This is a genomic window from Pseudomonas sp. LPB0260, assembly GCF_013388395.1.
In genome coordinates, this window is sequence record NZ_CP058247.1 from 2919316 (window position 1) to 2943733 (window position 24418).

Annotated in this window: 22 protein-coding genes; 13 read left to right on the forward strand and 9 right to left on the reverse strand. The window is 66.3% G+C overall.

Annotated features, from left to right (window positions below; translation table 11 throughout):
• Nucleotides 1-18: 18 nt before the first annotated feature.
• Entirely contained in the window at nt 19-984 is a 966-nt protein-coding gene (locus LPB260_RS13190) for an alpha/beta fold hydrolase (protein WP_208709338.1), read from the reverse strand.
• A 114-nt stretch (nt 985-1098) separates the two neighbouring features.
• Between LPB260_RS13190 and LPB260_RS13195 the strand changes: the two genes are divergently transcribed.
• The 10 genes from LPB260_RS13195 to LPB260_RS13240 all read left to right on the forward strand — a co-directional run bounded on the left by LPB260_RS13195 (nt 1099) and on the right by LPB260_RS13240 (nt 10721).
• Nucleotides 1099-1923, forward strand: coding sequence for an ABC transporter substrate-binding protein (locus tag LPB260_RS13195; RefSeq protein ID WP_208709340.1), 825 nt, complete (start codon nt 1099-1101; stop codon nt 1921-1923).
• Nucleotides 1924-1932: 9 nt separating this feature from the next.
• Nucleotides 1933-2286, forward strand: coding sequence for a DUF4398 domain-containing protein (locus LPB260_RS13200; RefSeq protein WP_208709342.1), 354 nt, complete (start codon nt 1933-1935; stop codon nt 2284-2286).
• Entirely contained in the window at nt 2283-3092 is an 810-nt protein-coding gene (locus tag LPB260_RS13205) for an OmpA family protein (RefSeq protein WP_208709344.1), read from the forward strand. Before LPB260_RS13200 ends, LPB260_RS13205 begins: the two co-directional genes overlap by 4 nt.
• Nucleotides 3093-3303: 211 nt before the next feature.
• Entirely contained in the window at nt 3304-4743 is a 1440-nt protein-coding gene (locus LPB260_RS13210) for a PLP-dependent aminotransferase family protein (protein WP_208709346.1), read from the forward strand.
• 406 nt (nt 4744-5149) lie between these two features.
• Nucleotides 5150-6022, forward strand: coding sequence for a hypothetical protein (locus tag LPB260_RS13215; RefSeq protein WP_208709348.1), 873 nt, complete (start codon nt 5150-5152; stop codon nt 6020-6022).
• A 107-nt stretch (nt 6023-6129) separates the two neighbouring features.
• Nucleotides 6130-6999, forward strand: a complete 870-nt coding sequence (locus tag LPB260_RS13220; RefSeq protein WP_208709350.1) for a hypothetical protein — start codon at nt 6130-6132, stop codon at nt 6997-6999.
• A gap of 88 nt (nt 7000-7087) precedes the next feature.
• Nucleotides 7088-8854: a VWA domain-containing protein gene (locus LPB260_RS13225; RefSeq protein WP_208709352.1), complete on the forward strand. Its 1767-nt coding sequence runs from the start codon at nt 7088-7090 to the stop codon at nt 8852-8854.
• 2 nt (nt 8855-8856) lie between these two features.
• Entirely contained in the window at nt 8857-9456 is a 600-nt protein-coding gene (locus LPB260_RS13230) for an RNA polymerase sigma factor (RefSeq protein WP_208709354.1), read from the forward strand.
• Nucleotides 9453-10085: a hypothetical protein gene (locus LPB260_RS13235; protein ID WP_208709356.1), complete on the forward strand. Its 633-nt coding sequence runs from the start codon at nt 9453-9455 to the stop codon at nt 10083-10085. The genes LPB260_RS13230 and LPB260_RS13235 overlap by 4 nt, the downstream gene beginning before the upstream one ends.
• Before the next feature lie 72 nt (nt 10086-10157).
• Nucleotides 10158-10721: a hypothetical protein gene (locus LPB260_RS13240; protein ID WP_208709358.1), complete on the forward strand. Its 564-nt coding sequence runs from the start codon at nt 10158-10160 to the stop codon at nt 10719-10721.
• An 18-nt stretch (nt 10722-10739) separates the two neighbouring features.
• On the opposite strand, the gene LPB260_RS13245 is transcribed toward LPB260_RS13240, so the two are convergent.
• From LPB260_RS13245 to LPB260_RS13275, 7 genes are all read right to left on the reverse strand, one after another.
• Entirely contained in the window at nt 10740-11564 is an 825-nt protein-coding gene (locus LPB260_RS13245; protein WP_208709360.1) for an NAD(P)-dependent oxidoreductase, read from the reverse strand.
• Nucleotides 11565-11648: 84 nt separating this feature from the next.
• Nucleotides 11649-13616, reverse strand: a complete 1968-nt coding sequence (locus LPB260_RS13250) for an acetyl/propionyl/methylcrotonyl-CoA carboxylase subunit alpha (RefSeq protein ID WP_208709362.1) — start codon at nt 13614-13616, stop codon at nt 11649-11651.
• A 22-nt stretch (nt 13617-13638) separates the two neighbouring features.
• On the reverse strand, nt 13639-14436 hold the full coding sequence (locus tag LPB260_RS13255) for an enoyl-CoA hydratase/isomerase family protein (protein WP_208709364.1): 798 nt from the start codon (nt 14434-14436) through the stop codon (nt 13639-13641).
• A 321-nt stretch (nt 14437-14757) separates the two neighbouring features.
• Nucleotides 14758-15915 (reverse strand): acyl-CoA dehydrogenase family protein, encoded by a 1158-nt coding sequence (gene atuD, locus LPB260_RS13260; RefSeq protein ID WP_208709366.1) that lies wholly within the window; start codon nt 15913-15915, stop codon nt 14758-14760.
• 86 nt (nt 15916-16001) lie between these two features.
• On the reverse strand, nt 16002-17618 hold the full coding sequence (gene atuC, locus LPB260_RS13265) for an acyl-CoA carboxylase subunit beta (RefSeq protein WP_208709368.1): 1617 nt from the start codon (nt 17616-17618) through the stop codon (nt 16002-16004).
• Between the two features lie 4 nt (nt 17619-17622).
• Nucleotides 17623-18501 (reverse strand): SDR family oxidoreductase, encoded by an 879-nt coding sequence (locus LPB260_RS13270; protein WP_208709370.1) that lies wholly within the window; start codon nt 18499-18501, stop codon nt 17623-17625.
• Between the two features lie 51 nt (nt 18502-18552).
• Nucleotides 18553-20361, reverse strand: a complete 1809-nt coding sequence (locus LPB260_RS13275; protein WP_208709372.1) for an acyclic terpene utilization AtuA family protein — start codon at nt 20359-20361, stop codon at nt 18553-18555.
• Between the two features lie 245 nt (nt 20362-20606).
• Between LPB260_RS13275 and LPB260_RS13280 the strand changes: the two genes are divergently transcribed.
• The 3 genes from LPB260_RS13280 (at nt 20607) to LPB260_RS13290 (ending at nt 23026) form a co-directional block, all read left to right on the forward strand.
• A complete protein-coding gene (locus LPB260_RS13280; RefSeq protein ID WP_218281518.1) occupies nt 20607-21230 on the forward strand; it encodes a TetR/AcrR family transcriptional regulator in 624 nt (207 codons plus the stop codon).
• 158 nt (nt 21231-21388) lie between these two features.
• The gene (locus LPB260_RS13285) at nt 21389-22111 is read left to right on the forward strand and encodes an ABC transporter substrate-binding protein (RefSeq protein WP_256625624.1); all 723 of its coding nucleotides are present in this window, start codon (nt 21389-21391) and stop codon (nt 22109-22111) included.
• A 99-nt stretch (nt 22112-22210) separates the two neighbouring features.
• On the forward strand, nt 22211-23026 hold the full coding sequence (locus LPB260_RS13290) for a substrate-binding periplasmic protein (RefSeq protein WP_371926143.1): 816 nt from the start codon (nt 22211-22213) through the stop codon (nt 23024-23026).
• A gap of 81 nt (nt 23027-23107) precedes the next feature.
• Here LPB260_RS13290 and LPB260_RS13295 read toward each other — a convergent pair whose 3' ends face one another.
• Nucleotides 23108-24394: a hypothetical protein gene (locus LPB260_RS13295; protein ID WP_208709376.1), complete on the reverse strand. Its 1287-nt coding sequence runs from the start codon at nt 24392-24394 to the stop codon at nt 23108-23110.
• Between the last annotated feature and the right edge of the window lie 24 nt (nt 24395-24418).

Consider the following 24418-nt stretch of genomic DNA (forward strand, 5'->3'; position numbering starts at 1 on the left):
TTGTTCAGCCAAGTAGCGCTACGGAAGCGCTCGGGCGTCTGCTGCGCCTTCGTCCGGACGCGTCGTGCTCCGCAAGAATGCCTGGTAATGCTCGGCGGTGTCCTGTGGGCGCTCGATCATCGGCGCGTGGCCGCAGTCCTTCATGATTACCACGCTTGGCTTCGGCAGCAATGGCCGCATTACCTCGATGCTGGAGACATCCAGCACGCGGTCACGGTCGCCCCACAGCAGCAGGGTCGGCGCCTGGATCTTCGGCAGTTCCGGCTCCAGCGGAATATAGCGCTCGACCAGCTGATCGAAGATTCGGCGGTAGTGCTCGCTGTTGGCGCTGGCGCGTTCGCCCAGGTGTTCCTTGAGGTGGAGGGGGAGTAAGGGCGGCTCGACGAAGACGAAGTCGAGCAGGCGCTCGAAGTCCCCCGGCTTCTCGACGATCAGCGGATTACCGGTACCGCTCTCCAGGCGCTGAATCAGCTCGCTCTTCTGCGGCGCACTGACTCCGGCGTTGTCGAACAGCGCCAGAGAGAGCACCTGCTGCGGATAGCGAGCGGCATAGAGCGCGGCAATGTGGCCGCCCATGGAGTTGCCGATCAGGTGCAGGCGATCGACCCCTAGTGCCTTGACGAAGCTGGCGACCCGCTCGGCCTGGGTGCCGACGTCATAGCTGGCGAGCGGCTTGCTGCTGTCGCCGAAGCCGGGAAGGTCCATGGCTATCACCTGGTAGCCTTCGCTCAGATGGCGGGCGAAGCGCAACCAGTTGTCCTTGTCGGCCGCGAAACCGTGGATCATCAGGATGGTTTCAGCGTCGCGCGGACCGCCGCGGTAGTAATGAATGCTAAGATCCGCGACCTCCATGCGCTCGTGGGACAGGCCGGCGGCCTGTTGCTCAAGCCACAGCACGCTGGCCAGCAGGGTAGCGGGAAAGGCATAGAACACCCCGGCCGCCGCGCCGACCAGCAGCAGGAGAGCGAGAAAGAGTTTTTTCATTGCATGTCCTTATCGCGAATTATTATTGCGCTGTCGCTAAGCTAGCATGGAAGCACGCGCCTGGCCTGCAGCCGCTGTGGGCGGGCCATCGAACGATCAACCGAGACCCATCGAATGCTCGAACGTCCTTTTCTCAAGTCCTGCCTGTTGCTCGTCGCCTTGCTGGCGATGCCAGCCCTGGCGCCCGCGGCCGGCAAATGTGAGCGTCTGGTCGCCACCGGTCATCCCGATTACCCTCCCTTCAGTTGGCGCGACCCGCAGAATCCGAAGCAGCTGATCGGTGCGCAGGCCGACCTGCTGGCCAGGCTGGGCAAGGAGCTGGGGGTGAACATCGAGGTGCTCTACAGCAGTACCTGGGACAAGGCCCTGGATGAGGTTCGCAGCGGGCGGATCGATCTGCTGGCTGGCGCGAGCCTGACGCTGGCCGAGCTGGAAAGCATGGATTACGTGCACCCGGCGGTGTTCAGCCGTGCCGAGGTGGTCTGGGTGCGCAATATCGCCAGCTTTCCCTATATCGAGTGGGCCGACCTGCGCGAACGTCGTGGCGCGTCCGTCGGCAAGCCTTTCGGGCCAGTCTTCGACGACTATGCCAAGGCGCACTTGAGCCTGGAGCAGGGCGGCAATCTGACCCAGCTGTTGCAGAAGCTGATGCTCGGCGAGGTCGACTACGTCATTCATGAGCGCGAGCCGGCGCAGGCGTTGGCCCTGACCCTGGGTCTGCAGGACGATCTGCTGACCCTGAGTCCGCCCATCCGCAGCGAAGGGCTGCACCTTGCGCTGTCGCACAACTCGGCGTGCAACGATCCCTGGTTGCGCGGACAGCTGGCGAAAAAAATGACAGAATTGGCCGCCGCCGGCGTGCCGGAAGCCTTGTTGCAGGGCAATCTGCAGCGTTGGAAGGCGCAGCAGTTGCAGCCCGCCAGCGTCCCGAATCCGTAGGAAAATCCAGTGATCAATCGATTTCTATGCGCCGTGCTGGCGCTGTTGGCCTTGACGGCTTGCGCCAATGATCCGGCGCCCACCGAGCAAATGCGCCTGAGCGAGCAGGCGGTTACCCAGGCCCGGGCCGTGGGGGCGGATGAGCAGGTGCCGGAGCTGGTCCTGGCCGAGGACAAGCTGAAGCGCGCCCAGGCCGCCATGGCCGCCGAGGCGTTCAAGGAGGCGCGGGTGCTGGCCGAGCAGGCCGAGCTGGATGCCCGCCTGGCGGAGGCCCGGGTGGTGACTGCCAAGAGCCAGGAGCAACTGAGCGAGCTGAGCAAGCGGATCAATCGTCTGCGTCGACAGTTGGGGGATCTGCAATGAAGGGGCCATTGCTGATGACCGGCGCGAGCCTGTTGCTCCTGCTGGGTGGTTGCGCCGGTTTGCAGCCGAGCGACGGCGAGGCGCTGGAGGCGGCCCGGGCGAGTTTCCAGACGGTCAAGGAGGATCCGGCCGTGCTGCGCAGCGCCGCCAAGGACGTGATCCGTGCCGGTGAGTCCCTGGCGCGTGCCGACCGCCTGTCCAGCTACTGGGGCAGTGCCGACGATGTCAGTCATTACGCCTACCTGAGCCAGCGCTACAGCGATATCGCCGCGCAGAAGAGTGTACTGGGGCTCAACCAGGAGCGCGCGGCCCGGCTCGAACTGGAACGCCAGCGCCTGCAGCTGGCGTTGCGCGAGGCCAAGCTGCTGAGTATTCAGGAGCAGAGCCACTGGCTCGAGGAGCAGATGCTCAGCCTGGCCACCACCGAGACCGAGCGCGGCCTGGTGATGACCCTGGGCGATGTGCTGTTCGATGCCGGGCACGCCGACCTCAACGTCTCGGCCAACCGTACGGTGCTCAAGCTGGTGCAGTTTCTCCAGCTCAACCCGCGCCGGGTGGTGCGGATCGAGGGCTATAGCGATAGCCGTGGCGACAAGCAGGAGAACCTCGAGCTGTCGCGGGCGCGGGCGCAGACCGTGGCCGACGTGTTGATCGACCTCGGCATCGATGCCAAGCGCATCGAGGTGCAGGGCTATGGCGAGGCCTTCCCGGTGGCCGAGAACGCCTCGGCCAAGGGCCGGGCGCGCAACCGCCGGGTCGAGATCGTCTTCTCCGACGAGCAGGGTCGCCTGGGCGCCCCTCGCTGATTGCCAGCGATCGAACCAGCCCCGGTAGCCGTCAGGCGCCGGGGCTTTTTCATGCCGGCAGCAATTAGCGCAACAGTTGTCCTTGTGGCCAATTGGTCTAATACAGTTGTTGGCTTGTCGGCATTGTCTCGGGCAGAATCCCCGTAGCTGTACCGGTACATTTTAGATGTGCCGGCTTACTGTTACGGTTCAGGCAAGCGGGAAAGCAGTCATGACCAATCTGTTGCTCTATCAGCGTATCGCTCAGCAGCTGGCGGAAGATATTCGTCGCGGCGTCTATCAGCCGGGTGAGCGCGTACCCTCCGTGCGCAAGATGAGCGCGCAGCTCAGCGTCAGCCATGCCACGGTGCTGCAGGCCTACGCCAACCTGGAGGACCAGGGCCTGATCCGCGCTCGCCCGCAGTCGGGCTTCTATGTGCACCAGACCCCCGCCCTGACCGCGCCGACTCCGGATATCGCCCGGGTCGAGCGTCCCAGCCTGGTGACCCGCAGCAGCATCATCAACCAGATCCTCACCGAGTCGCGCCGCGAAGGGGTGTTTCCCCTCGGCGCCGCGGTGCCCCATGTCGACTACCTACCGGTGCGCGCCCTGCACCAGCAACTGGCGAAGGTGACCCGCTTCCAGAGTCCTCGGGCCTTCAGCTACATGTTCAGTCCGGGTTTCGAGCCCCTGCGCCGGCAGGTGGCGATTCGGATGCGTGACGCCGGGGTGGTGGTCGACCCCTCGGAAGTGGTGATCACCCATGGCTGCGTCGATGCCCTGCAGATGTCGCTGCGCGTGTTGACCCAGCCGGGCGACCTGATTGCCGCCGAGTCGCCGACCTATTACGGCTTGCTGCAACTGGCCGATCTGCTCGGCCTGAAGGTCATCGAGATTCCCAGCGACCCGACCACCGGCATCAGCCTGGAGGCGTTGCAGCTGGCCGCCAGTCAGTGGCCGATCAAGGCCCTGGTGCTGACCGCGCGGTTGAGCAACCCGCTCGGCGGCACCATCCCCGAGGATCGCCAGAAACAGCTGCTGCGCCTGGCCGGCGACTTCGATATCAAGATCGTCGAGGACGACATCTATGGCGAACTGATGTTCGAGCAGGGACCGACCAAGTCGCTCAAGTCCCAGGACCGGGAAGGGCAGGTGGTGTATTGCTCGAGCTTTTCCAAGACCCTGTCGCCGGGCGTGCGCATCGGCTGGATAGTCGCCGGCAAGTACCAGGACGAGATCCAGCGCCTGCAGACCTTCAGCACCCACTCGGCGTGCAGCGTCACGCAGATGGCGGTGGCGGCCTATCTGGAGAATGGCGGCTACGACCGCCATCTGCGGCATATCCGCCAAGAGTACCGCAAGAACCTCAGTGCCTTCCAACTGGCGGTGCAGCAGTACTTCCCGGAAGGCACGCAGCTGAGCCGGCCCAAGGGCGGCTTCATCCTCTGGGTCAGCCTGCCGGTACGGGTCAACACCAAGGACCTGCACGTGCGCGCCCTGGAGCAGGGCATCAGCATCGCGCCGGGGCTGATCTTCAGTAACACCGAGCAGTTCAACCACTGCATCCGCCTGAACTGCGGCATCCCCTGGAACCGCGAGGCCGAGCGCGCGCTGATGACCCTCGGCCTGCTGGCCAGTCAACTGTGCCAGGAAAGCGGCAGCAGCCTATGACAGTGCCGCCGCTGTCTTAAGCCGGTCATGCTCCTCCCGGCTGCTCTAACAGGCAGTTGAAAAACCTTGGGCCGGCAGCCAGTGGATGGCAAAAACGGGCGAAAAATCGGTATTTACGCGCTGTAAATGAGCAAGTGAGTCTGTTGTTAACGCCGCAATGGCAACGCAGCTAGCTTTTCAACAGCCTGCAAAGGCCCATCCGCCGATGGGCCTTTTTTGTGGGTATTAGGAACCGTTTTATTACCTGCCCCGAGGAGTGAAATTTACAATCCCCTTCCGGGGTTCACTCCCGGTGAAGCAGGACCCAAAAGGAGCCAATGACTTGAGCAAGGAACGACGACGCATGCCGATGCCTCTCGGGGCTTATTCGCTGAACCTTTGTTTATGTTTATCGGGAGTCGCCTAGATGATCGGGCTAGGGAAGGCTTATTGCATTAAGCCCAGGGCTAAACCCTATTTGCTTGTCGCCCTGTTGCTGCTGGCCGGCTGCGACAGTGGCCAAGCACCGGCTACGAAGGCGGCCGCCGTGCCGCCCAGCGATCCGGCGGCCATGACCCCGCTGCAACGCGCCGAGGCGGGGCAGGCCTTGTGGAAGGAAAAGTGCCGCACTGTGGCCGGGGAGAAGATCTACCGAACGGTTGCGGATGTGGAGGGGTTGGTATTGCTTAAGGTGCGGCCTAAGGCAAGCGACCTCGAGTGGGCAGATCCCAATTGGCCGGGGGCGGCGTTTGCAAAGGAAGCCCGGAGGGATGAATACATCACCACTTTTCTCGGCTACGAATACGCCACTAGAACTAAGGGTGTACCAAACGAAATCACCAAGACGATGCGTGGTTATATCGAAACGGATCGCCGTCCCGGTCTTATGGATCGTCCAGGCTATCGCTATGTCGATGTAATCGATTCCGAAGATAAACAGCGGTACCGGTATGTATTGGTTCATAAGCCTAGACCTACGTCGAAGATAGGCTGGATAGATACCCTCCTAGAAAAGTCTCCTGCCCCCGACCCTACTCCACGCTATGGCGTGACCTTCGAGGACCATGTGATCCCTGAGGAACGTGCCCTGGGTGTGGCTAGTAGCACGGTCAGGGTCATCGATCTCGAGACCGATGAAGTGCTAGGGGAGATGCTGCGCTACGCCTGGAGTACTCCAGTCAGTAGCGCCAACCCTAGCCCCTGGCTAACTGCCTATCGCTGTCCAGATCATGAGGTCGGAGTCGCAGAAGCCACTCGTAAATTTGTCGATCAAGTTCTAATTCCAAGGAAGGAGCAATAAGCCATGACTGTCGTAAGCACCCTCAACATCGCCGACTACCTGAAGTACGCCAAGCCGCTCGGGGCTTGTTCGCTGAACCTTTGTTTATGTTTTTTGGAGTCGCCTAGATGATCGGGCTAGGGAAGGATTATTGCATCAAGCCCAGGGCTAAACCTCATCTGCTTTTCGCCCTGTTGCTGCTGGCCGGCTGCGACAGTGGCCAAGCACCGGCTACGAATGCGGCCGCCGTGCCGCCCAGCGATCCGGCGGCCATGACCCCGCTGCAACGCGCCGAGGCGGGGCAGGCCTTGTGGAAGGAAAAGTGCCGCACTGTGGCCGGGGAGAAGATCTACCGAACGGTGGCGGATGTGGAGGGGTTGGTGTTGCTTAAAGTGCGGCCCGAGGCAAGCGACCGCCAGTGGGCAGACCCCAATTGGCCGGGGGCGGCGTTTGCGGGTGAAGCGTACACCGATGAGTACATCAAAAGTTTCCTAGGTTATGAGCATTCACCTTTCCCCACTGGCGAGCCGGTGAGCTCTTCTTATCGCGGATATGTTAATACCGACTATCTTCCGGACAACCCAAGTAATCTTCCCGGCTACCGTTATGTCGATGTAATCGATTCTGAAGATGAACAGCGGTACCGGTATATATTGGTTCATAAGCCTAGACCTACGTCTAAGATAGGCTGGATAGATACCCTCCTAGAAAAATCTCCTGCCCCCGATCCCATTCCACGTTATGGCGTGACCTTTGAAGACCATATGATCCCCGAGGAGCGTGCCTTGGGTGTGGCCAGTAGCACGGTCAGGGTCATCGATCTCGAGACCGATGAAGTGCTGGGGGAGATGCTGCGCTACGCCTGGAGCACCCCAGCCAGTAGCGCCAACCCTAGCCCCTGGCTAACTGCTTATAAATGCCCTGGCCATGCCGTTGGTGCTGGAGCCGCAACTCGTAAATTTGTCGATCAAGTTCTTATTCCAAGGCAGGAGCACTAAACCATATATCTGGGCGGCTTAACCCGTTTCAGCAGAGGGCTGCGTCTACCTGGGTGAATGCGTTGTTTGCCTACTCAGGAGGTGCCCCATGTCGACTTACCCCGTTTTACTCAGCCGTCCCTTGGCTGCCGGTTTCGCCGCCGGTCTGTTGATTGCCCTCGGCGCTTGCAGCGCCTCCAACCCCGATGCGCAGGATCAGGCCAGCGCGCAGGCCAAGCCGGCCAGCCCCGCGTTGGCGACGGATCAGGCCGGGGCCAGCGGTCGTGGCGAGTTGCGCGAGCAGCTGGCCGCGCCTGTGGCCGAGTTGGCGCGCAAGGCCAAGGTGGAAAGCAGCGCCGCCATGCCGAGCATGGCCTATGCGCCCATGCCCAGCCCGCTTGCCGATGCTATGCCGCCGGGTTACCGCGACCAGGGCCGTGAGCAGTACCAGCAGCTCGCCGACAACCCGGTGCAGGCGGTGGCCGAGGCGCCGGTGTCGACCTTTAGCATCGACGTGGACACCGGTAGCTATGCCAATGTGCGGCGCTTCCTCAATTCCGGGCAGCTGCCGCCCAAGGATGCGGTGCGTCTGGAGGAGCTGGTCAACTACTTCCCCTATGCCTATCCGCAGCCCACCGGCGAGGTGCCCTTCGCCGTGGCAACCGAACTGGCGCAGACGCCGTGGAACTCCAACAGCCGCCTGCTGCGTATCGCCATCAAGGCCGGGGACAAGGCGCTGGCGACGCTGCCGCCGGCCAATCTGGTATTTCTGGTGGATGTCTCCGGTTCCATGGACCGCCGCGAGGGCCTGCCGCTGGTGCAGAGCACGCTGAAGTTGCTGGTCGATCAGCTGCGCGCCGAGGACAAGGTGTCGCTGGTGGTCTATGCCGGCTCAAGCAGCGTGGTGCTGGAGCCGACCGCCGGCAGCGACAAGGCCAGGATCCGCGCGGCCATCGAACAGCTGCGCGCCGGCGGCTCGACGGCGGGTGAGTCGGGTATTCAGCTGGCCTATCAGCAGGCGCAGCAGGGCTTTATTGCCGGCGGCATCAACCGCATCCTGCTGGCCACCGATGGCGACTTCAATGTCGGCATCAGCGACTTCGAGGCGCTCAAACAACTGGCCGCCGACAAGCGCAAGAGCGGGGTGTCGCTGACCACCCTGGGCTTTGGCACCGACAACTACAACGAGCGCCTGATGGAGCAGCTGGCCGACGCCGGCGACGGCAACTACGCCTATATCGACAACCTGCGCGAGGCGCGCAAGGTGCTGGTCGATCAGCTCGGCTCGACCCTGGCCACGGTCGCCAGCGACGTGAAGATCCAGGTCGAGTTCAACCCGGCCGAGGTCAGCGAATACCGTCTGCTGGGCTACGAGAACCGCGCGCTTAAGCGCGAGGATTTTGCCAACGACAAGGTCGATGCCGGCGAGATTGGCGCGGGGCATAGGGTCACCGCGCTCTATGAGGTGGTGCCGGTGGGGGCCAAGGGTTGGCTGGAGCCGCTGCGTTATCAGAACAGCGACAAGCCGGCAGGCAAGGCCGGCGAACTGGCCTGGTTGCGCATTCGCTACAAGACCCCGGGGCAGGCCAGCAGCCAGCTGCTGGAGCGGCCGATCGCGGCCGCCGAGGCGCCGGCCCTGGCCGATAGCAGCGAGGACCTGCGTTTCGCCGCGGCGGTGGCGGCCTTCGCCCAGCAGCTCAAGGGCGGCCAGTACACCGGGCGCTTTAGCCTGGCCGACAGCGCCGAGCTGGCGCGCCAGGCCAGGGGCGAGGACCGCTTCGGCCTGCGCGCCGAGTTTGTGCAGCTGGTAGAGCTGGCCCGGAGCCTGCAAACTCCAGCGGTGCTCTCCCCGCCACCCACCGCCAAGGTCGATTGAGTGTGACTGACACCCCACCTGCAAAGGTTCCTGCCGATACCGACGCCGCGTTGCTGCGGCGTTATCGCCAGGGCGATGCCGAGGCCTTCGCGCTGTTGTACCAGCGCCATCGCCTCGGCCTGTTCCGCTTTCTCTGCGGCCTGTGCGGCGAGCCGGCGCTGGCCGAGGAAATCTTCCAGGACACCTGGCTGAGCCTGATTCGCAGCGACTCGCTGCAGCGCGAGAAGGTGCTGTTCAAGACCTGGTTGTACCAGATTGCGCGCAACCGCCTGATCGATCACTGGCGCAAGCACGGCAAGCGCCAGAGCCTGCAGGACGCCTACGACGAGCGCCTGCACGCGGCGCCGGACGAGCAGGCCGACCCGGTCCAGCAGCTCGACCTGAGCCGCGACCGCCAGCGCCTGCAGGGGGCGCTCGACGACCTGCCGTTGGAGCAGCGCGAAGTGTTCCTGCTGCGCGCCCAGGGCGAGTTCGAGCTGCAGGAGATCGCCGAGCTGACCCACACGCCGGCGGAAACCGTGAAGAGTCGCCTGCGCTATGCCCTGCACAAGCTGCGCCGGCTGTTGGCCGACCCCACCGAGGCCAAAGAGGTATCCGCATGAAAGACCCGCACGCCAACTCCCCTGTCGACGCCGACGAGCAGCAGTTGTCGCAGCACTACCGTCGTCACCAGGACGAGGAGCCCTCGGCGGCGCTGGACGCCCGCATCCTCGCCGCTGCCCGTGAGCAAGCCCGCCCGCGCGCGACTGTGCTGGCGCGCCTGCATGGCTGGCTGTTCGGCCATTCGCCGCGCCTGCGCTGGAGTCTCGCGCTGGGCAGCGTGGCGGCCCTGGGGCTGGGCTTGGGCCTGAGCCTGAAGACCCTCGAACGGGTCCCGGCCGGCTTCGACAGCGCGCTGCCCGCCGCGCCGAGCCTGCAGCGCCAGGCCGCGCCAGCTCCTGCGCAGAAGACGCTGATGGCCGAGTCCGCCGCGGTCGGCGCGCAGGAGGCCATGGCCGACGCGGCCGCAGCGCCTCCCGCCCGCGTCGCCCCGGAGGCCATGGGCAAGGCGCAGGGGCCCAGGCTGGAGGCCGAGTTGGCCGAGGCGCTGCGCGAGATTCTCAGGCTGCGCGAGGAGGGCGAGCAGGGCGCGGCCGCCGCGCGCATCGAGGCGCTGCGCCAGCGTTATCCGCAGCTGGATATCGAGGCGCTGCTGGTCCGGCAGCAGGCGGCGGACGAGCTCGCGCGTTGAGCGAAATCCAGCTTGTCAGGCGACGCCGGGCAGGCGAGCATTGCCGCCTCGTTAGATCCATCAAGAGCGATCATGAGTGTCATGCGTTACCTGGCCCTGACCCTGCTGGTTCCCCTGCTGAGCGCCTGTGAGCCGGAGGTCAAGCCGGCCAAGGTCGAACCGTCGAAAAACGTCGCGCCGGCGGAGGCCAAGGCGCCTGCCCAGGCGCCTGCCCAGGCGCTGTCGACCCCGCCCGCTGACGCGCCTGCAGCGGCGCCGACCGAGGCGGGTCCGGGGCCTGAGGTGCCTGAAGAACCGCAGGCGGTTGCCCCCGTCCCGGCGGCTGTCACCCCGAGCAAGGCAGCCCCGCCGCCGGCCGCGAGCCGGGCCGAGGAGCAGCAGGCGTCGGCCCCGGTTGCCCCCGTGCAACCGGAGCACGCCACGCTGGACCTCAGCCTGCCGCCCGAGCTGCTCGAGCAGCTGAGCGCCGAGGGGGTACCAGGCGAGGTGGCGGCGCCGCTGCTGCCGCCCCTGTTCGAGGAAGATGCGGCAGGCGACCCATTCCAGCTCAGCGGCCGCTTGATCACCAATGAAGACGATGCCGACTACTGGGAGTCGGTGGACGGGGCCGAGCTGCAGTTCAAGTTCAAACGCTAGTCAGGCCCGTGGCCGCGCTCAATCGAGGAACAGGTCGGGGATCAGCGCGCCGCCGTCGGGATCGTAGCGGTATTGCTCGAACTCGCTCTGGCCCTGCTCGCGCAGCACCTGCTCGTCGATCAACAGGCGCCCGCTGATGCTGCGCCCGCTGCTGCTGAGGATGGCATGGGCGGCGTCGGCCATGATCTGCGGGGTGCGCGCGCGCTTGAACACCTCGCGGCTGCCCACCTCGAACTCGATGGCGGCGGTGGCGATCATGGTCTTGGGCCACAGCGCATTGACGCTGATGCCGTATTTCTTGAATTCCTCGTGCATGCCCAGGGTGAGCATGCTCATGCCGTACTTGGTGACCGTGTAGGGGCCGTGCTGGGCGAACCACTTGTTGTCCAGGCTCAGCGGCGGCGACAGGCTGAGGATGTGCCCGTTGGCGCTGTTCTTCAGGTAGGGCAGGGCGGCCTGGCTGCAGACCATCACCGCGCGGGTGTTGATCTGGAACATCAGGTCGAAGCGCTTGGGCTCCAGCTGTTCGACGCCCTGTAGCTTGATCGCCCCGGCGTTGTTGACCAACGCGTCGATGCCGCCGAAATGCTCGGCGGCGCGGTCCATGGCGACCTTCACCGCCTGCTCGTCGCGCACGTCCAGCTGCACGGCGAGGGCCTTGCCGCCCGCCGCCTCGACCTCGGCGGCGACGCTGTGGATGGTGCCGGGCAGCTTCGCATGGGCCTCGGCGCTCTTCGCCGCGATGACCACATTGGCGCCGTCGCGTGCGGCACGCAGGGCGATCTCGCGGCCGATGCCGCGGCTGGCGCCGGTGATGAACAGGGTTTTTCCGGTCAGTGACATGCTGAGTTCCTTGTGGGTAGTGGTAGGGGGCGTCGTGCGCGCCATCGACGGCGTCCGCTGCGCACAGCACGCCCTACCTGGGTGTCATGCCTCGATATCCACCAGCAGCTGGCGGTTCTTTACCTGCTCGCCCTTGCTTACCGCCACTCGGCCGACGACGCCGTCGATCGTCGCCTTGAGCGGGTGTTCCATCTTCATCGCCTCCAGGACCAGCAGCAGGGTGCCCTTGGCGACCCGCTGGCCTTCGTTCACCAGTACCTCGACGATGGCGCCGTCCATCGGCGCCTTCACCGCGCCGCAACCGGCGGCTGCGACGCTCCCCGCCGGTTGTTGGCTGATCTCCAGCAGTTCCAGGTGGCCTTCAGGGCCGTGCAGCCACAGCCGGCCCCCGTCCAGATGATAGGTCAGGCGTCGGCGAATGCCGTCCAGCTCCAGGCAGGCCCGGCGAGCGTCGCAGGCGAGCAGGCGCAGGGTCAGTCTTTCGCTGCTGACCTGGGCCTCGAGCTGTGCCTGCGCGCCGGCCTCCAGCACGCGCAGTTCGACCCCATGGGTGTGTTCGGCATGCTGGAGCAGGAAGCGTGAGGGCACGCCCGGTGCGTTGCTCCAGCCGCGCAGCCGGCCCTGCTGCGCTCGGGCCTGGAACAGCAGGGCGGCGGCACAGGCCAGTTGGCCCGGCGTCGGCGTCTGTGGCGCGAGGCTGGGATCGTCGGCGAAGTGCTCGGTGATAAAGGAGGTGGTGGCGTTGCCGGCGGCGAACTGCGGGTGGCGCAGCAGGTTGGCGAGGAAGCGCTGGTTGCCGTTGACGCCCAGCAGCACGCAGTCCTCCACCGCGCGCAGCAGCTTGCGTCGGGCCTCGTCGCGGGTGGCGCCGTGGGCGACGATCTTGGCCAGCATGGGGTCGTAGAAGGGGCTGACGGCCTGGCCTTCGAGCAGGCCGTGATCGACGCGGATGCCCTCGTCCTGCGCCGGTTCCCAGCGCAGCACGTTGCCGGTCTGCGGCAGGAAACCCTGGGCGGGATTCTCGGCGTACAGGCGCACCTCCATGGCGTGGCCCTGCAGCTGAATCTGCGCCTGTTCCAGTGGCAGCGGCTGGCCCGCGGCGACGCGCAGCTGCCAGGCGACCAGGTCCTGGCCGGTGACCAGCTCGGTGACCGGGTGCTCCACCTGCAGGCGGGTGTTCATCTCCAGGAAGTAGAAGGCGCCACTGGCATCGAGCAGGAACTCCACGGTGCCGGCGCCGACATAGTCGACCGAGGCCGCGGCCTTGATGGCGGCCTCGCCCATGGCCTGGCGCAACTCCTGGGTCATTAGCGGGCAGGGCGACTCTTCCACCACCTTCTGGTGGCGGCGCTGCACCGAGCAGTCGCGCTCGCCGAGGTGCACCAGGTTGCCATGACTGTCGCCGAACACCTGGATTTCCACGTGGCGTGGCTGGATCAGCGCGCGTTCGAGAATCAGCTCGCCACTGCCGAAGGCGTTCTGCGCCTCCGAGCGGGCGGTACGCAGCTGCGCCAGCAGCTCATCGGGGTGCTGCACCAGGCGCATGCCGCGGCCGCCGCCGCCGGCGCTGGCCTTGACCATCAGCGGGTAGCCGATGCGCTGGGCCTCGCGGCTCAGGGTCGCGTCGTCCTGCTCGGCACCTTCGTAGCCGGGAATGCAGGGCACCCCGGCTTCCAGCATGGCCAGCTTGGCCAGGCGCTTGCTGCCCATCAGCTCGATGGCCGCGGCGCTCGGACCGATAAAGACGATGCCGGCCTGCTCGCAGGCGCGGGCGAAGGCGGCGTTCTCCGAGAGAAAGCCGTAGCCGGGGTGGATGGCGTCGGCGCCGGTCCTGTCTGCGGCGGCGATGATGGCGTCGATGCTCAGGTAGGACTGCTGCGCCGGTGCCGGGCCGATGCAGACCGCCTCGTCGGCCAGCTGCACGTGACGGTCGTCGGCGTCGGCGGCGCTGTGCACCGCCACGCTGCGGTAACCGAGGGCGTGCACGCTGCGCAGCACCCGGCAGGCGATCTCGCCGCGGTTGGCAATCAGGACTTTGTTGAAGGTGGCCATGGGTGGCGCTCCGCTCTGTGGTTCATTGCGCCCAGCTCGGCGCGCGTTTCTGCACGAAGGCCAGGGTGCCTTCGGTTCCTTCGCTGCCGGTCACCGCGGCGGCGAACTGTGCGGCGGCGTTGTCCAGCAGCGCGTCCAGGGGCTGCGCCTGGCAAGCCAGCAGCAAGGCCTTGGTCTGGGCATTGGCCTGGGGCGCGCAGCGGCGAACCTGGGCCAGGGCCTCGGCCAGGCGTTGCTCGAGGGCCTCGTCCCCGGCCTCGCTGAAGTGCACCAGGCCCAGGCGCGCCGCCTCGCTGCCGTCGAAGCGCGCCCCGGTCAGGGCCAGGCGCCGGGCCTGGGTCAGGCCGATGCGCGTGGCGACGAAGGGGGCGATCTGCGCCGGCAGCACCCCCAGGGTGGTTTCCGGCAGGCCGAACTGGGCGTCCTGGCGGGCGATGGCGATGTCGGAGACGCAGGCCAAGCCCAGGCCGCCGCCGAGCACCGCGCCCTCCAGCACCACGATCAGTACCTGGGGCAGGGCCTGCGCCTCCTGCAGCAGGCTGCCGAAGGCGCGGTTCAGCGAGCGGAACGCCTCGCCCCCGGCGGCGCGAGCCGTGGCCATGTCCTTGATGTCGCCGCCGGCGCAGAAGTGCCCGCCAACGCCGCGCAGCACCAGGGCGCGAATCTCTGGGGCATGCCGCAGGCTCTCCAGCACCGCGCGCAGCTCGCCGACCATGGTCAGGCTCATGGCGTTGCGGCAGTCCGGACGGTTGAGGCTGAGGTGCAGCACGCCATCGGCCTGTTCCAGCAGCAGGGTTTGGCATTCGGGTAGAGCGGTCATCCGGTATTCCTTATGCGTGGGATGGGTGGAGCGCAGCGATACCCTTCGATGCGGCGGCGAGGCAATGGCGATGGGTATCGACGCGGCGCGTCTCAACCCATCCTGCGGTCGCCTGCTTCAGCCATTTCTATGGCCATGTCCCAATTACCTGTTGCCTGGGCGATTCAGGTCTGAGCCCTTCTCGCGTAGCCGGCAACGGGTAGGGTGCGCTATGCGCACCACGGCTGGCGACGAACCACTGGTGCGCACGGCGCACCCTACGAACCCAGATCGTCTCAAGCGCAGTGGCGATAGCCGAACGCACCCTAATTGGTCCATAGGCTATTTTTTCTTGCCGGGCAGGGTACCCATCAGCTTGCAGATGATGCCCAGCATGATCTCGTCGGCGCCGCCGCCGATCGAGACCAGGCGGGTGTCGCGGTAGGCCCGCGACACCGGGTTGTCCCACATGAAGCCCATGCCGCCCCAGTACTGCAGGCAGCTGTCGGTGACCTCGCGGCCCAGGCGCCCGGCCTTGAGCTTGGCCATGGAGGCCAGGCGGGTCACGTCCTTGCCGGCCACGTACAGCTCGGTGGCCTGGTAGACCAGGGCGCGCAGGGCCTCGATCTCGGTCTGCAGTTCGGCCAGGCGGAAGTGGATGACCTGGTTGTCGATCAGCGCGCTGCCGAAGGTCTGGCGCTCCTTGCAGTAGTCGATGGTGGCCTCGATGCAGTGCTCCAGGCCCTGGAGCATGTTGGCTGCGCCGAACAGGCGCTCCTCCTGGAACTGCAGCATCTGCATCATGAAACCCGTGCCCTCGGCACCGATGCGGTAGCGCTGCGGCACCCGCACGCCGTCGAAGAACACCTGGGCGGTCTCCGAGCTGCGCATGCCGAGCTTGTCCAGGGGCGGCGCGATGCTGATGCCCGGGCTGTTCATCGGCACCATGATCAGCGACTTGTTGACGTGGGGCTTGTCGTCCGAGGTGTTGGCCAGCAGGCAGATGAAGTCGGCGCTGGGGGCGTTGGTGATCCACATCTTGCTGCCGTCGATCACATAGTCGTCGCCGTCCTTGCGGGCGCGGGTCTTCAGCCCGGCCACGTCGGAGCCGGCGCCGACCTCGGAGACGCCGATGCAGCCGACCATCTCGCCGGAGATGGCCGGACGCAGGAACTGCTCGCGCAGCTCGTCGGAGCCGAAGCGGGCCAGGGCCGGGGTGCACATGTCGGTCTGCACGCCGATGGACATGGGGATGCCGCCACAGTAGATGCTGCCGAACGCCTCGGCAGCGACGATCGAGTAGCTGTAGTCCAGGCCCATGCCGCCGAACTGCTGCGGCTTGGAGATGCCCAGCAGGCCCAGTTCGCCGGCCTTGCGGAAGATCTCATGGATCGGGAAGCGGCCATCTCTTTCCCAGTCATCGACGTGGGGGTTGATCTCCTTGTCGACGAAATCGCGCACGGTGCGGCGCAGGGCTTCGTGTTCCTGGGTGAAGAGCATGGTTGTTGTTCTCCTGTAGGGTGCGCCGTGCGCACCGATATCTTGGGCGGTGCGCGGGGTCTGGGCGGCCCCGCGCACCCTGCGGGTCAGAAACGGGCCACGCCGAATGTGCTGGGTTTCAGCGGCCGCAGCGCGGCCTCGGCGCAGATGTCCAGCAGCAGAGCCAGCAGCGTGCGGGTATCACGCGGGTCGATCAGGCCGTCGTCCCACAACTGGGCGGTGCCGTACAGCGCGGTGGACTGGCTGTCGAGCTTCTGCGCGGTTGCGCTCTCCAGCATGTCGAGCATCTGCGGATCGGCCTCCTTGCCCTGTTTCCGGTGCTTCTCCTCGGTGACGATGCGCAACACCTTGCCGGCCTGGGCACCGCCCATCACCGCGGTCTTGCTGTTGGGCCAGGCGAAGATAAAGCGCGGATCCAGACCTCTCCCGCACATGGCGTAGTTGCCGGCGCCGTAGGAGCCGCCGACCACCAGGGTCAGCTTGGGCACCGTGGCGTTGGCTACCGCCTGGATCAGCTTGGAACCGTGCTTGATCACGCCCTGTTGCTCGGACTCGGTGCCGACCATGAAACCGGTGGTGTTGTGCAGGAACAGGATAGGGCTGTTGCTCTGCTCGCACAGCTGGATGAATTGCGCCGCCTTGGCCGCCCCCTGGGGGGTGATGGGGCCGTTGTTGCCGATCAGGCCGCAGGGCTGGCCCTCGATGCGCAGGTGGCCGCAGACGGTCTGCTGGTCGAACTCATGCTTGAAATCGAGGAACTCCGAGCCGTCGGCGATGCGCGCGATGATCTCGCGCACGTCGTAGGGCTTCTTGGCATCAGACGGCACCACGCCGAGCAGCTCTTCGGCCTGGTACAGCGGCTCGCGCCAGCTCTGCTGCGGGCGGGGCGGCAGCTGGGCATTCCACGGCAGCATGGCGAGAATCTCGCGGGCGATGCGCACGGCGTCGGCGTCGTTCTCCGCCAGGTATTCGGCGGTGCCGGCGACCTGGGCGTGCATCTCGGCGCCGCCGAGGGTCTCGTCCGTGGCCACCTCGCCGGTGGCGGCCTTGAGCAGCGGCGGACCGGCGAGGAACAGCTTGGCCTTGCCGCGCACCACCACCACGTAATCCGACAGCCCCGGCTGGTAGGCGCCGCCGGCGGTGCTGGAACCGTGCACCAGGGTGATCTGCGGCAGGCCCATGGCCGACAGGCGCGCCTGGTTGGCGAAGCCGCGGGCGCCTTCGACGAAGATCTCCGCCGCGTAGTTGAGGTTGGCGCCGCCGCTTTCGGCCAGGGTCACCAGCGGCAGCTTGTTCTCCATGGCGATCTGCTGCAGGCGCAGGGTCTTCTTCAGGCCGCTGGGCGAGATGGTGCCGCCCTTGATCGCGCTGTTGCTGGCGCTGACCAGGCAGCGCACCCCGGCGACATAGCCGATGCCGGCGATGATGCCGCCGCCGGCCTGGGTGCCGTCCTTGTCGTCGTGCAGCCGGTAGCCGGCCAGGGAACAGAGTTCGAGGAAGGGGCTGCCGGCATCGAGCAGCAGGCCGAGGCGTTCGCGGGGCAGCAACTGGCCGCGCTGCTCGAACTTGGCCTTGGCCTCGGCGGCCTTGGCCAGGCACTGCCGCTCGACGTCGCGGAAGGCGCCGATGGCAGCGAGCATGGCCTCACGGTTCTGCGCGAATGCTTCACCCTGCACGTCGAGTTCCGACTGAATCACCGGCATCGTTCTATTCCTCCTGCTCTTTCAGTACGTCGGGCAGGTAGGCACGGTGGAAGCCGTTGTAGCTCCGGCTCTGTCCCGGCTTGGTCTTGCCCAGGGGAAAGGCGCGGCTGCCCTGGCTGGCGGCGCCGTCGATGCGCACCGTGGTACCGCTGATATAGGCCGCGCCCGGCGACAGCAGGAAGACGATGGCGGCGGCGACTTCCGATTCGCTGCCGATGCGCTTGAGCGGCACGCTCTCGCGCAGGGTGGGGATCACCGCGCGAAAGGCGCCCTCGTAGGTGTCCATGCCGCTGGAGGCGATCCAGCCCGGCGCCACCGCATTGACCCGCACCCCTGCGTGGCCCCACTCGACCGCGGCGGTCTTGGTGAAATTCTCCATGCCGGCTCGCGCGGCGCCGGAGTGGCCCATGCCCGGCATGCCACCCCACATGTCGGCGAGCATGTTGACGATGCTGCCGCCGGTTCGGCTCATGCACTGGTTGAACACTTCGCGGGCGACCAGGAAGCCGCCGACCAGGTTGGTGCGCACCACGGTCTCGAAGCCCTTCTGGTTGATCGAGGCCAGCGGCGCCGGGTACTGGCCGCCGGCGTTGTTGACCAGGTGGTGGATGGCGCCACGCTCGGCGAGCACGGCCGCGACCATGGTCCTGACCGCCTCTTCGTCGCGAATGTCGCAGACGTGGAAGCTGGCGCTGCCGCCGTCCTCGGCGATCTCGCCTGCGGTGCTGGCCAGTTTCTCGGCCTTGCGCCCGACCAGCACCACATGGGCACCGAGGGCCGCCAGCTCATGGGCGGTGCAGCGGCCGATGCCGCTGCCGCCGCCGGTGACCAGGATGGTCTGGCCGGCGAACAGGCCGGGTTTGAAGATCGAGTCGTAGCTCATGCGGAGTGTCCTGGCTGAGTCCGGTGCGCGTGGCGCACCCTACGGGGTGGTCTAGGGTGCGCTGGGCGCACCGTTCAATGTGTCGGCCAGGGCGCGTGGCACCGGCACCGGAAATTCCAGCAGTTGCTGGGCGAAGGCCTTGCCCTGCGGGTCGATGCGCAGGCTGGCGATGCCGCCGCCGCCCAGGGCGTTTTCCAGCAGGAAATTGAGGCTGTGGCTGCCGGGCAGGTACCAGCGCTGGATGCGACCGCGCTGCGGGTCCAGCACGTGGCCCATCCAGTCGGCCAGGGCCGCCGTGGACAGCGCCTCGGCGATCCACGGCAGGTACTCGGGGCGGCGCGCCATCACGCCGATGTTGGCGTGATTACCCTTGTCGCCGGAGCGCGCCACCGCCAGCTTGATCAAGGGCACGCTGGCGTCGGCCGGGCCTTGCGCTGGCGCCGGCTCGATGGCGTCAGTCAGGGCCTCGGGGGTGAAGGTGTCGGTGGCGGGCAGGGCGACGGGCTGCCGCTCGTCCGCCAGTTCCACTTGCAGCGCGCAGGCGCGCTTGTCGACCAGGAAGGAGAACAGGCGAATCACCGGGTAGACCGTCGGCCGGCCGCCGACCAGGCCGGTGAGGCCCGGCGCCATGCCGGTGGCGGCCTGGGCGATCTCGCGGGAGAACAGTACCAGCGCTTCCTTGCGTGGATGGCGCACGGCCAGCTTGATCACCACCTCGCGGCTGTCCTGGCGGCGGCCGTGGGGGCCATAGGTGGCCTCGCTGCCGAGCAGTTCGATGCTGACTTCGCTGTAGGGGCCCCAGCCCCGCGCGGCGAACAGTTCCTCGGTCTTGGCGATGATCGCCTGGCTGACCCTCTGGGCCTTCTGCACCGCATCTATCCCGGCCATCAGGCAACTGGCACTGCAGCGGAAACCGTCCGGGTAGGTGGCGCTGACCTTGTACTGGGTGGTGGGCGGCAGGCCCCGGGCACCCGATACGGCGACGCGATCCTGGCCGATCTGCGCGAGGCGGACCTGGCTGAAGTCGCAGACCACGTCCGGCAGCAGGTAGGCCCGCGGGTCGCCGATCTCGTAGAGCAACTGTTCGCCCACGGTCAAGGGGCTGACCAGGCCACCGCTGCCCGCTGGCTTGGACACGACGAAGCTGCCATCGGCGGCCACCTCGACGATGGGAAAGCCGATGTGTTCGTAGTCCGGCACGCTTTGCCAGTCGGTGAAGTTGCCGCCGGTGCATTGCGCGCCGCACTCGATGATGTGCCCGGCCAGGGCGCCCTGGGCCAGCTTGTCGTAGTCGCGCCAGTCCCAGGCGAATTCATGGACCAGGGCGGCGCTGACCAGGGCGCTGTCGACCACCCGGCCGGTGACCACGATGTCGGCACCCCGCTCCAGGGCGGCGACGATGCCCGGGGCGCCGAGGTAGGCATTGATCGATACGCAGTGGGGCGGCAGGGCTGCGCCGCTGAACATCTCCACCGGGCCATCCTGGCGCAGCTCGGCGAGCCTGGGCTGCAGGTCGTCGCCGTGCAGCACGGCGATCTTCAGCTCGACCCCGGCCTTCTCGCAGGCGGCGCGCAGCGCCTCGGCGCAGGCCTTGGGATTGACCCCGCCGGCATTGCTGATCACCCGGATGCGTTGGGCCTCGATTTGCGTCAGCAGCGGCGCGAGGACCTCGACGAAGTCGCCGGCAAATCCCTGCTGCGGGTTCTTCAGGCGGGCGCCGGCCATGATCGACATCGTCACTTCTGCCAGGTAGTCGAACACCAGGTAGTCCAGCTGGCCGCCGTGCACCAGCTGGGCGGCGGCGGTGCAGGTGTCGCCCCAGAACGCGGAGGCGCAGCCGATGCGCACGGTGTTGGTCATTGGCAGGGGTCCGTCACGGAGAGAAGATGGATGAGACACTACCAAGCAAGCGCTTGGTTGAAAAGTGCAAAAGAACGGCTTTCCGGCCAAAAGTGCGGCCGAGCGCTTGCTTGGGGGCAGCGCCCGGCATAACTTTCACCAATAACGACAAACACTTGGCGCGATCAGCCAGGGTTGCGGGGATAATCCGGCGATAGTGCGGGCTGCCGCAGCGGATAGGGATAGGGGTAGGGGGAGTAACCAGCGTGGACGATCAACAGGCTCAGGCGGTGATGCGCGAATTGGTGGCCAAGGGGCTGGTCACCGATCCGGACAGCGCCCGCGGCAAGCTGCTGCAGACGGCGGCCCATCTGTTTCGCAGCAAGGGCTACGAGCGCACCACGGTGCGCGACCTGGCCAGCGCGGTGGGCATTCAGTCGGGCAGCATCTTTCATCACTTTAAGAGCAAGGATGAAATCCTCCGCTCGGTGATGGAGGAGACCATCCGTTACAACACCGCCCTGATGCAGGCCGAACTGGCCGAGGCGAGCAGCCTGCGCGAGCGGGTACTGGCGCTGATCCGCTGCGAACTTCAGTCGATCATGGGCGGAACCGGCGAGGCCATGGCGGTGCTGGTGTATGAATGGCGCTCGCTGTCCGAGGAAGGCCAGCGCTTCATTCTCGAGCTGCGCGCCACCTATGAGCAGCTTTGGCTGGAGGTGCTCGGCGAAGCCAAGGCGCAGGGCTACTTCAAGGCCGACCCGTTCATCCTGCGTCGTTTTCTCACCGGCGCCCTGAGCTGGACCACCACCTGGTTCCACCCCGAGGGGCCGATGACCCTCGAGCAGCTGGCCGAGGAGGCCTTGTCGCTCGTGCTCAAGGAAGTTTGAGCAGAATGGGCTAGGCTTAGCGGAGTCTTCGACTGCATCGTTGTGGCCAGGGAAGCGGCCGCGTGACATATACAGGGAACGGTCAGGGTCATGTGTGTTCCATGAGGTGTTCCTTGCGCGCGCGGTACGGAGTTCTGCTGGTCGCACTGAGTCTGCTGATGATCCAGCCGCTGGCGGCTGAGCTTCGGGTCGGCGTCGGCGCCTACCATTTTCCCCCCTATGTGATGAAGCCCGAGAGCGCCAGTCCTGGCGGGCTGTTGCCGGAGTTGCTGGTGGCGCTGAATCGCCTGCAGGGCGACTACCGTTTCGAGCTGGTGGCGACCTCGGTGACCCGCCGCTACCGCGACCTGCAGAGCGGCCGCTTCGACCTGATCCTGTTCGAGTCGCCGAGTTGGGGTTGGCAGGACATCGAGCACAGTGCCCTGGACCTGCAGATCGAAGATGCCGAAGTCTATGTCGCCCGGGTTGAGTCGGGGCGTGATCAGCGCTACTTCGACCAGCTCAAGGGCAAACGCATGGCCCTTTACAACGGCTATCACTATGGCTTTGCCGACTTCAATGCGGATCAGCAGTTTCTCGCTCAGGAGTTCGGCGCCGTGCTCACCTATTCCCACGACAGCAACCTGGCCATGATCCTGCGCGGGCGCGCGGACATCGCGGTGATCACCCGTTCCTACCTGCAGCTCTATCAGGACCGCCATCCCGAGCGCGGTGCGGCGCTGCTGGTGTCGCAGCGAGCCGACCAGCTCTATCAGCACCACGCGCTGTTCCGTCGGAACGGGCCCCTGGAGCCGGTTCGCTTCGCCGGGTTGATGAAGCGGCTAGAAGAGCAGGGCCAGCTGGAACCCTTGTTGAGGCGCTATCACCTGCTGGCACCCTAAATGGCGCAAGTCAGCCAGAGCCATACTGGCGGCCGGGGCCGGGATTAAGCAGGCCAATTATTAACCGTTAGGATCGATATTTTGGGGAAGCGTATGGGGATGTCGATGCGCAGGTTGCTGCGAGCTGGTGGGGTGCTGGGCGCATTGCTTCTGGCCATGCCGCTGGCCGCCGAGCAGGTGGTGCATGTCGGCGGCGTGCACTTCCCGCCCTATGTGGTCAAGCCGGAACAGCCGAATGCTTCCGGTCTGTTGCTCGAGTTGCTCGAGGCGTTGAACCAGGAACAGGGCGACTATCGATTCGTCATGGTGCCCACTTCGGTACCGCGTCGATTTCGCGACTTCCAGGACGGGCGCATCGATCTGGCGCTGTTCGAGAACCCGGCCTGGGACTGGCAGACCATTGCCCACGACACGGTCGACATGGGCCTGGAGGATGCCGAGGTGTTCGTCGCGCGGGTCGAGGTCGGTCGAGGACAAAGCTACTTCGACTCGCTGCAAGGCAAGCGCCTGGCGCTGTACAACGGCTATCACTACGCCTTCGCCGGCTTCAACGCCGCCCCCGAGTTCCTCCAGCAGAACTACAACGCTACCCTGACCTATTCCCACGACAGCAACCTGCTGATGGTGTTACGCCGCAGGGCCGATATCGCCCTGGTCACGCGTTCCTATATCGGCGAGTTTCTCGAGCGCCATCGCAAGTACGCCGGGCAGTTGCTGGTCTCCGAGCGGGTCGACCAGCGTTACAAGCACTATGCCCTGGTGCGCCCGCAGGGGCCGATCAGTGCCGAGCGTTTCGCGGCGCTGCTGGAGCAGCTGCGTCGCGGCGGTCAATTGGCGGAGATTTTCACCCCAAATCGCATCGCGGTCCGGCCTGGTTCGGTGGAGCGTTCGGGCGTGGCCGATGTGGCGGATTGATCGCTTGCTAGGGGCGGCGGGTCCCTGCCGAAAATAATTCCGACGCAGCTGGACGCCGTTCAGCGCACGAGCTCCGCGGGTCTAGTGGAAGTAGCGCTGCAGCAGGTGTGGATCGTCGAAGTGGGCCCGGCCGATGAAGGCCGTGGCATGGCGTCCCCATTGGCGCATGGCGCCGGGCGAACGTACCCCGGACGGCCACAGCAGCCAGCGCTCCAGGCGCTGGCTGCCGGGCACCAGGCCATCGGTGGCATACAGGCTGCGCTGCCCGCTGGGGTGCGGTAGTCGACGCAGCTGATCGAGGTCGGCCTGCTGGTAGGTCAGTGCCGGGTAGGGCGAGCGGCGTCCATCGACCCAGAGCAATTCATGGGTGCCGGCGTTCAGCCAGAGCGTCGCGGCCTGGCTACCGTCGAGGTGCAGACGGTGCGCCAGGCGGGCCTCCTCGTTCCTCGGCTGGCGAAAGCGCAGTGGCGAGTGTTGCGGCAGGTAGAAGCTGTGCCAGCAGCCGCAGGGGTGGATGCTGTCATACAGAACCGCATGGCCCTGGCGGTTGAGGGTGACGCGCCAGAGCAGGCCGTCCAGCTCGCCGCCGTACAGGTCCAAGGCGTGCGGTCGCGGTCGCTGGCTGAACCACAGCTGGTAGATCAACTGCAGGTGCCAACGACCGTCGATCCGGCTCCAGCCCAAGTGCCGATACAGGCGCGGCTGCTGGGCGTTGAAGGCGCGGCGGCCATCGGCGGCGAAATACGGGCTGCCGATGTGGTCGCTGCGGCTGGCCTGTTCGATACGCAGGTGCGGCGCATGGCGCGCGAACAGGGCATCGAGCTGGGCGGCGCTCGGCTGCGGCAGACCCAGAGGGTCATCGCTCAGAGGGATCGGACGACTGGTTTCCCGATTCGGTAGCGGCGCGTAGCTCAGCCAGCCAGGCCCGTCCGCGGGTGCCCGGGCCTGGGCCGCGGCCCGCTGCCAGGCGGCGATGCCCTGGCGGAAGGCGGGCTCGAACAGCGGATTGAGGCCGAGCACGCGCGCCCAGTCGCGGTAGTCGTCGGGCACCTGGGCGGCCTGGCGCGCGCGGGCGAAGGCTTCGGGGTCGTCGCTCAGGCGCTGTACTTGGTCGGCTCGGCAGGTCGCCAGTTGCTGGCGGCGGGCGCTGGCGCTCCAGATGCGCCGCTGGACTCCGGGTAGCTGGGCGATTTCCAGCTGGCTGGCTTCGGCATCGTGGGCGGCCAGGCGTTGGGCCCACAGACTGCGTTGCTGCGCGCCGCTCGCTTCGGCGCCCAGGCTGGCCAGAAGCCTGTCGCTGCGCAGGCCGGGAAAGTCCGCCAGGAGGTGGTATTGCGCGTCCCGCTGCGCCTGGGTGGCATCGTGCAAGCGGGCAAACAGCAGGGTGCAGTC

Excerpts from the sequence above, each read along its gene's own strand:
- LPB260_RS13190 (WP_208709338.1), bottom strand. The coding sequence starts at position 984 with ATGAAAAAACTCTTTCTCGCTCTCCTGCTGCTGGTCGGCGCGGCGGCC.
- LPB260_RS13195 (WP_208709340.1), top strand. The coding sequence starts at position 1,099 with ATGCTCGAACGTCCTTTTCTCAAGTCCTGCCTGTTGCTCGTCGCCTTG.
- LPB260_RS13205 (WP_208709344.1), top strand. The coding sequence starts at position 2,283 with ATGAAGGGGCCATTGCTGATGACCGGCGCGAGCCTGTTGCTCCTGCTG.
- LPB260_RS13210 (WP_208709346.1), top strand. The coding sequence starts at position 3,304 with ATGACCAATCTGTTGCTCTATCAGCGTATCGCTCAGCAGCTGGCGGAA.
- LPB260_RS13215 (WP_208709348.1), top strand. The coding sequence starts at position 5,150 with ATGATCGGGCTAGGGAAGGCTTATTGCATTAAGCCCAGGGCTAAACCC.
- LPB260_RS13220 (WP_208709350.1), top strand. The coding sequence starts at position 6,130 with ATGATCGGGCTAGGGAAGGATTATTGCATCAAGCCCAGGGCTAAACCT.
- LPB260_RS13225 (WP_208709352.1), top strand. The coding sequence starts at position 7,088 with ATGTCGACTTACCCCGTTTTACTCAGCCGTCCCTTGGCTGCCGGTTTC.
- LPB260_RS13235 (WP_208709356.1), top strand. The coding sequence starts at position 9,453 with ATGAAAGACCCGCACGCCAACTCCCCTGTCGACGCCGACGAGCAGCAG.
- LPB260_RS13240 (WP_208709358.1), top strand. The coding sequence starts at position 10,158 with ATGAGTGTCATGCGTTACCTGGCCCTGACCCTGCTGGTTCCCCTGCTG.
- LPB260_RS13245 (WP_208709360.1), bottom strand. The coding sequence starts at position 11,564 with ATGTCACTGACCGGAAAAACCCTGTTCATCACCGGCGCCAGCCGCGGC.
- LPB260_RS13250 (WP_208709362.1), bottom strand. The coding sequence starts at position 13,616 with ATGGCCACCTTCAACAAAGTCCTGATTGCCAACCGCGGCGAGATCGCC.
- LPB260_RS13255 (WP_208709364.1), bottom strand. The coding sequence starts at position 14,436 with ATGACCGCTCTACCCGAATGCCAAACCCTGCTGCTGGAACAGGCCGAT.
- atuD (WP_208709366.1), bottom strand. The coding sequence starts at position 15,915 with ATGCTCTTCACCCAGGAACACGAAGCCCTGCGCCGCACCGTGCGCGAT.
- atuC (WP_208709368.1), bottom strand. The coding sequence starts at position 17,618 with ATGCCGGTGATTCAGTCGGAACTCGACGTGCAGGGTGAAGCATTCGCG.
- LPB260_RS13270 (WP_208709370.1), bottom strand. The coding sequence starts at position 18,501 with ATGAGCTACGACTCGATCTTCAAACCCGGCCTGTTCGCCGGCCAGACC.
- LPB260_RS13275 (WP_208709372.1), bottom strand. The coding sequence starts at position 20,361 with ATGACCAACACCGTGCGCATCGGCTGCGCCTCCGCGTTCTGGGGCGAC.
- LPB260_RS13285 (WP_256625624.1), top strand. The coding sequence starts at position 21,389 with ATGATCCAGCCGCTGGCGGCTGAGCTTCGGGTCGGCGTCGGCGCCTAC.
- LPB260_RS13290 (WP_371926143.1), top strand. The coding sequence starts at position 22,211 with ATGTCGATGCGCAGGTTGCTGCGAGCTGGTGGGGTGCTGGGCGCATTG.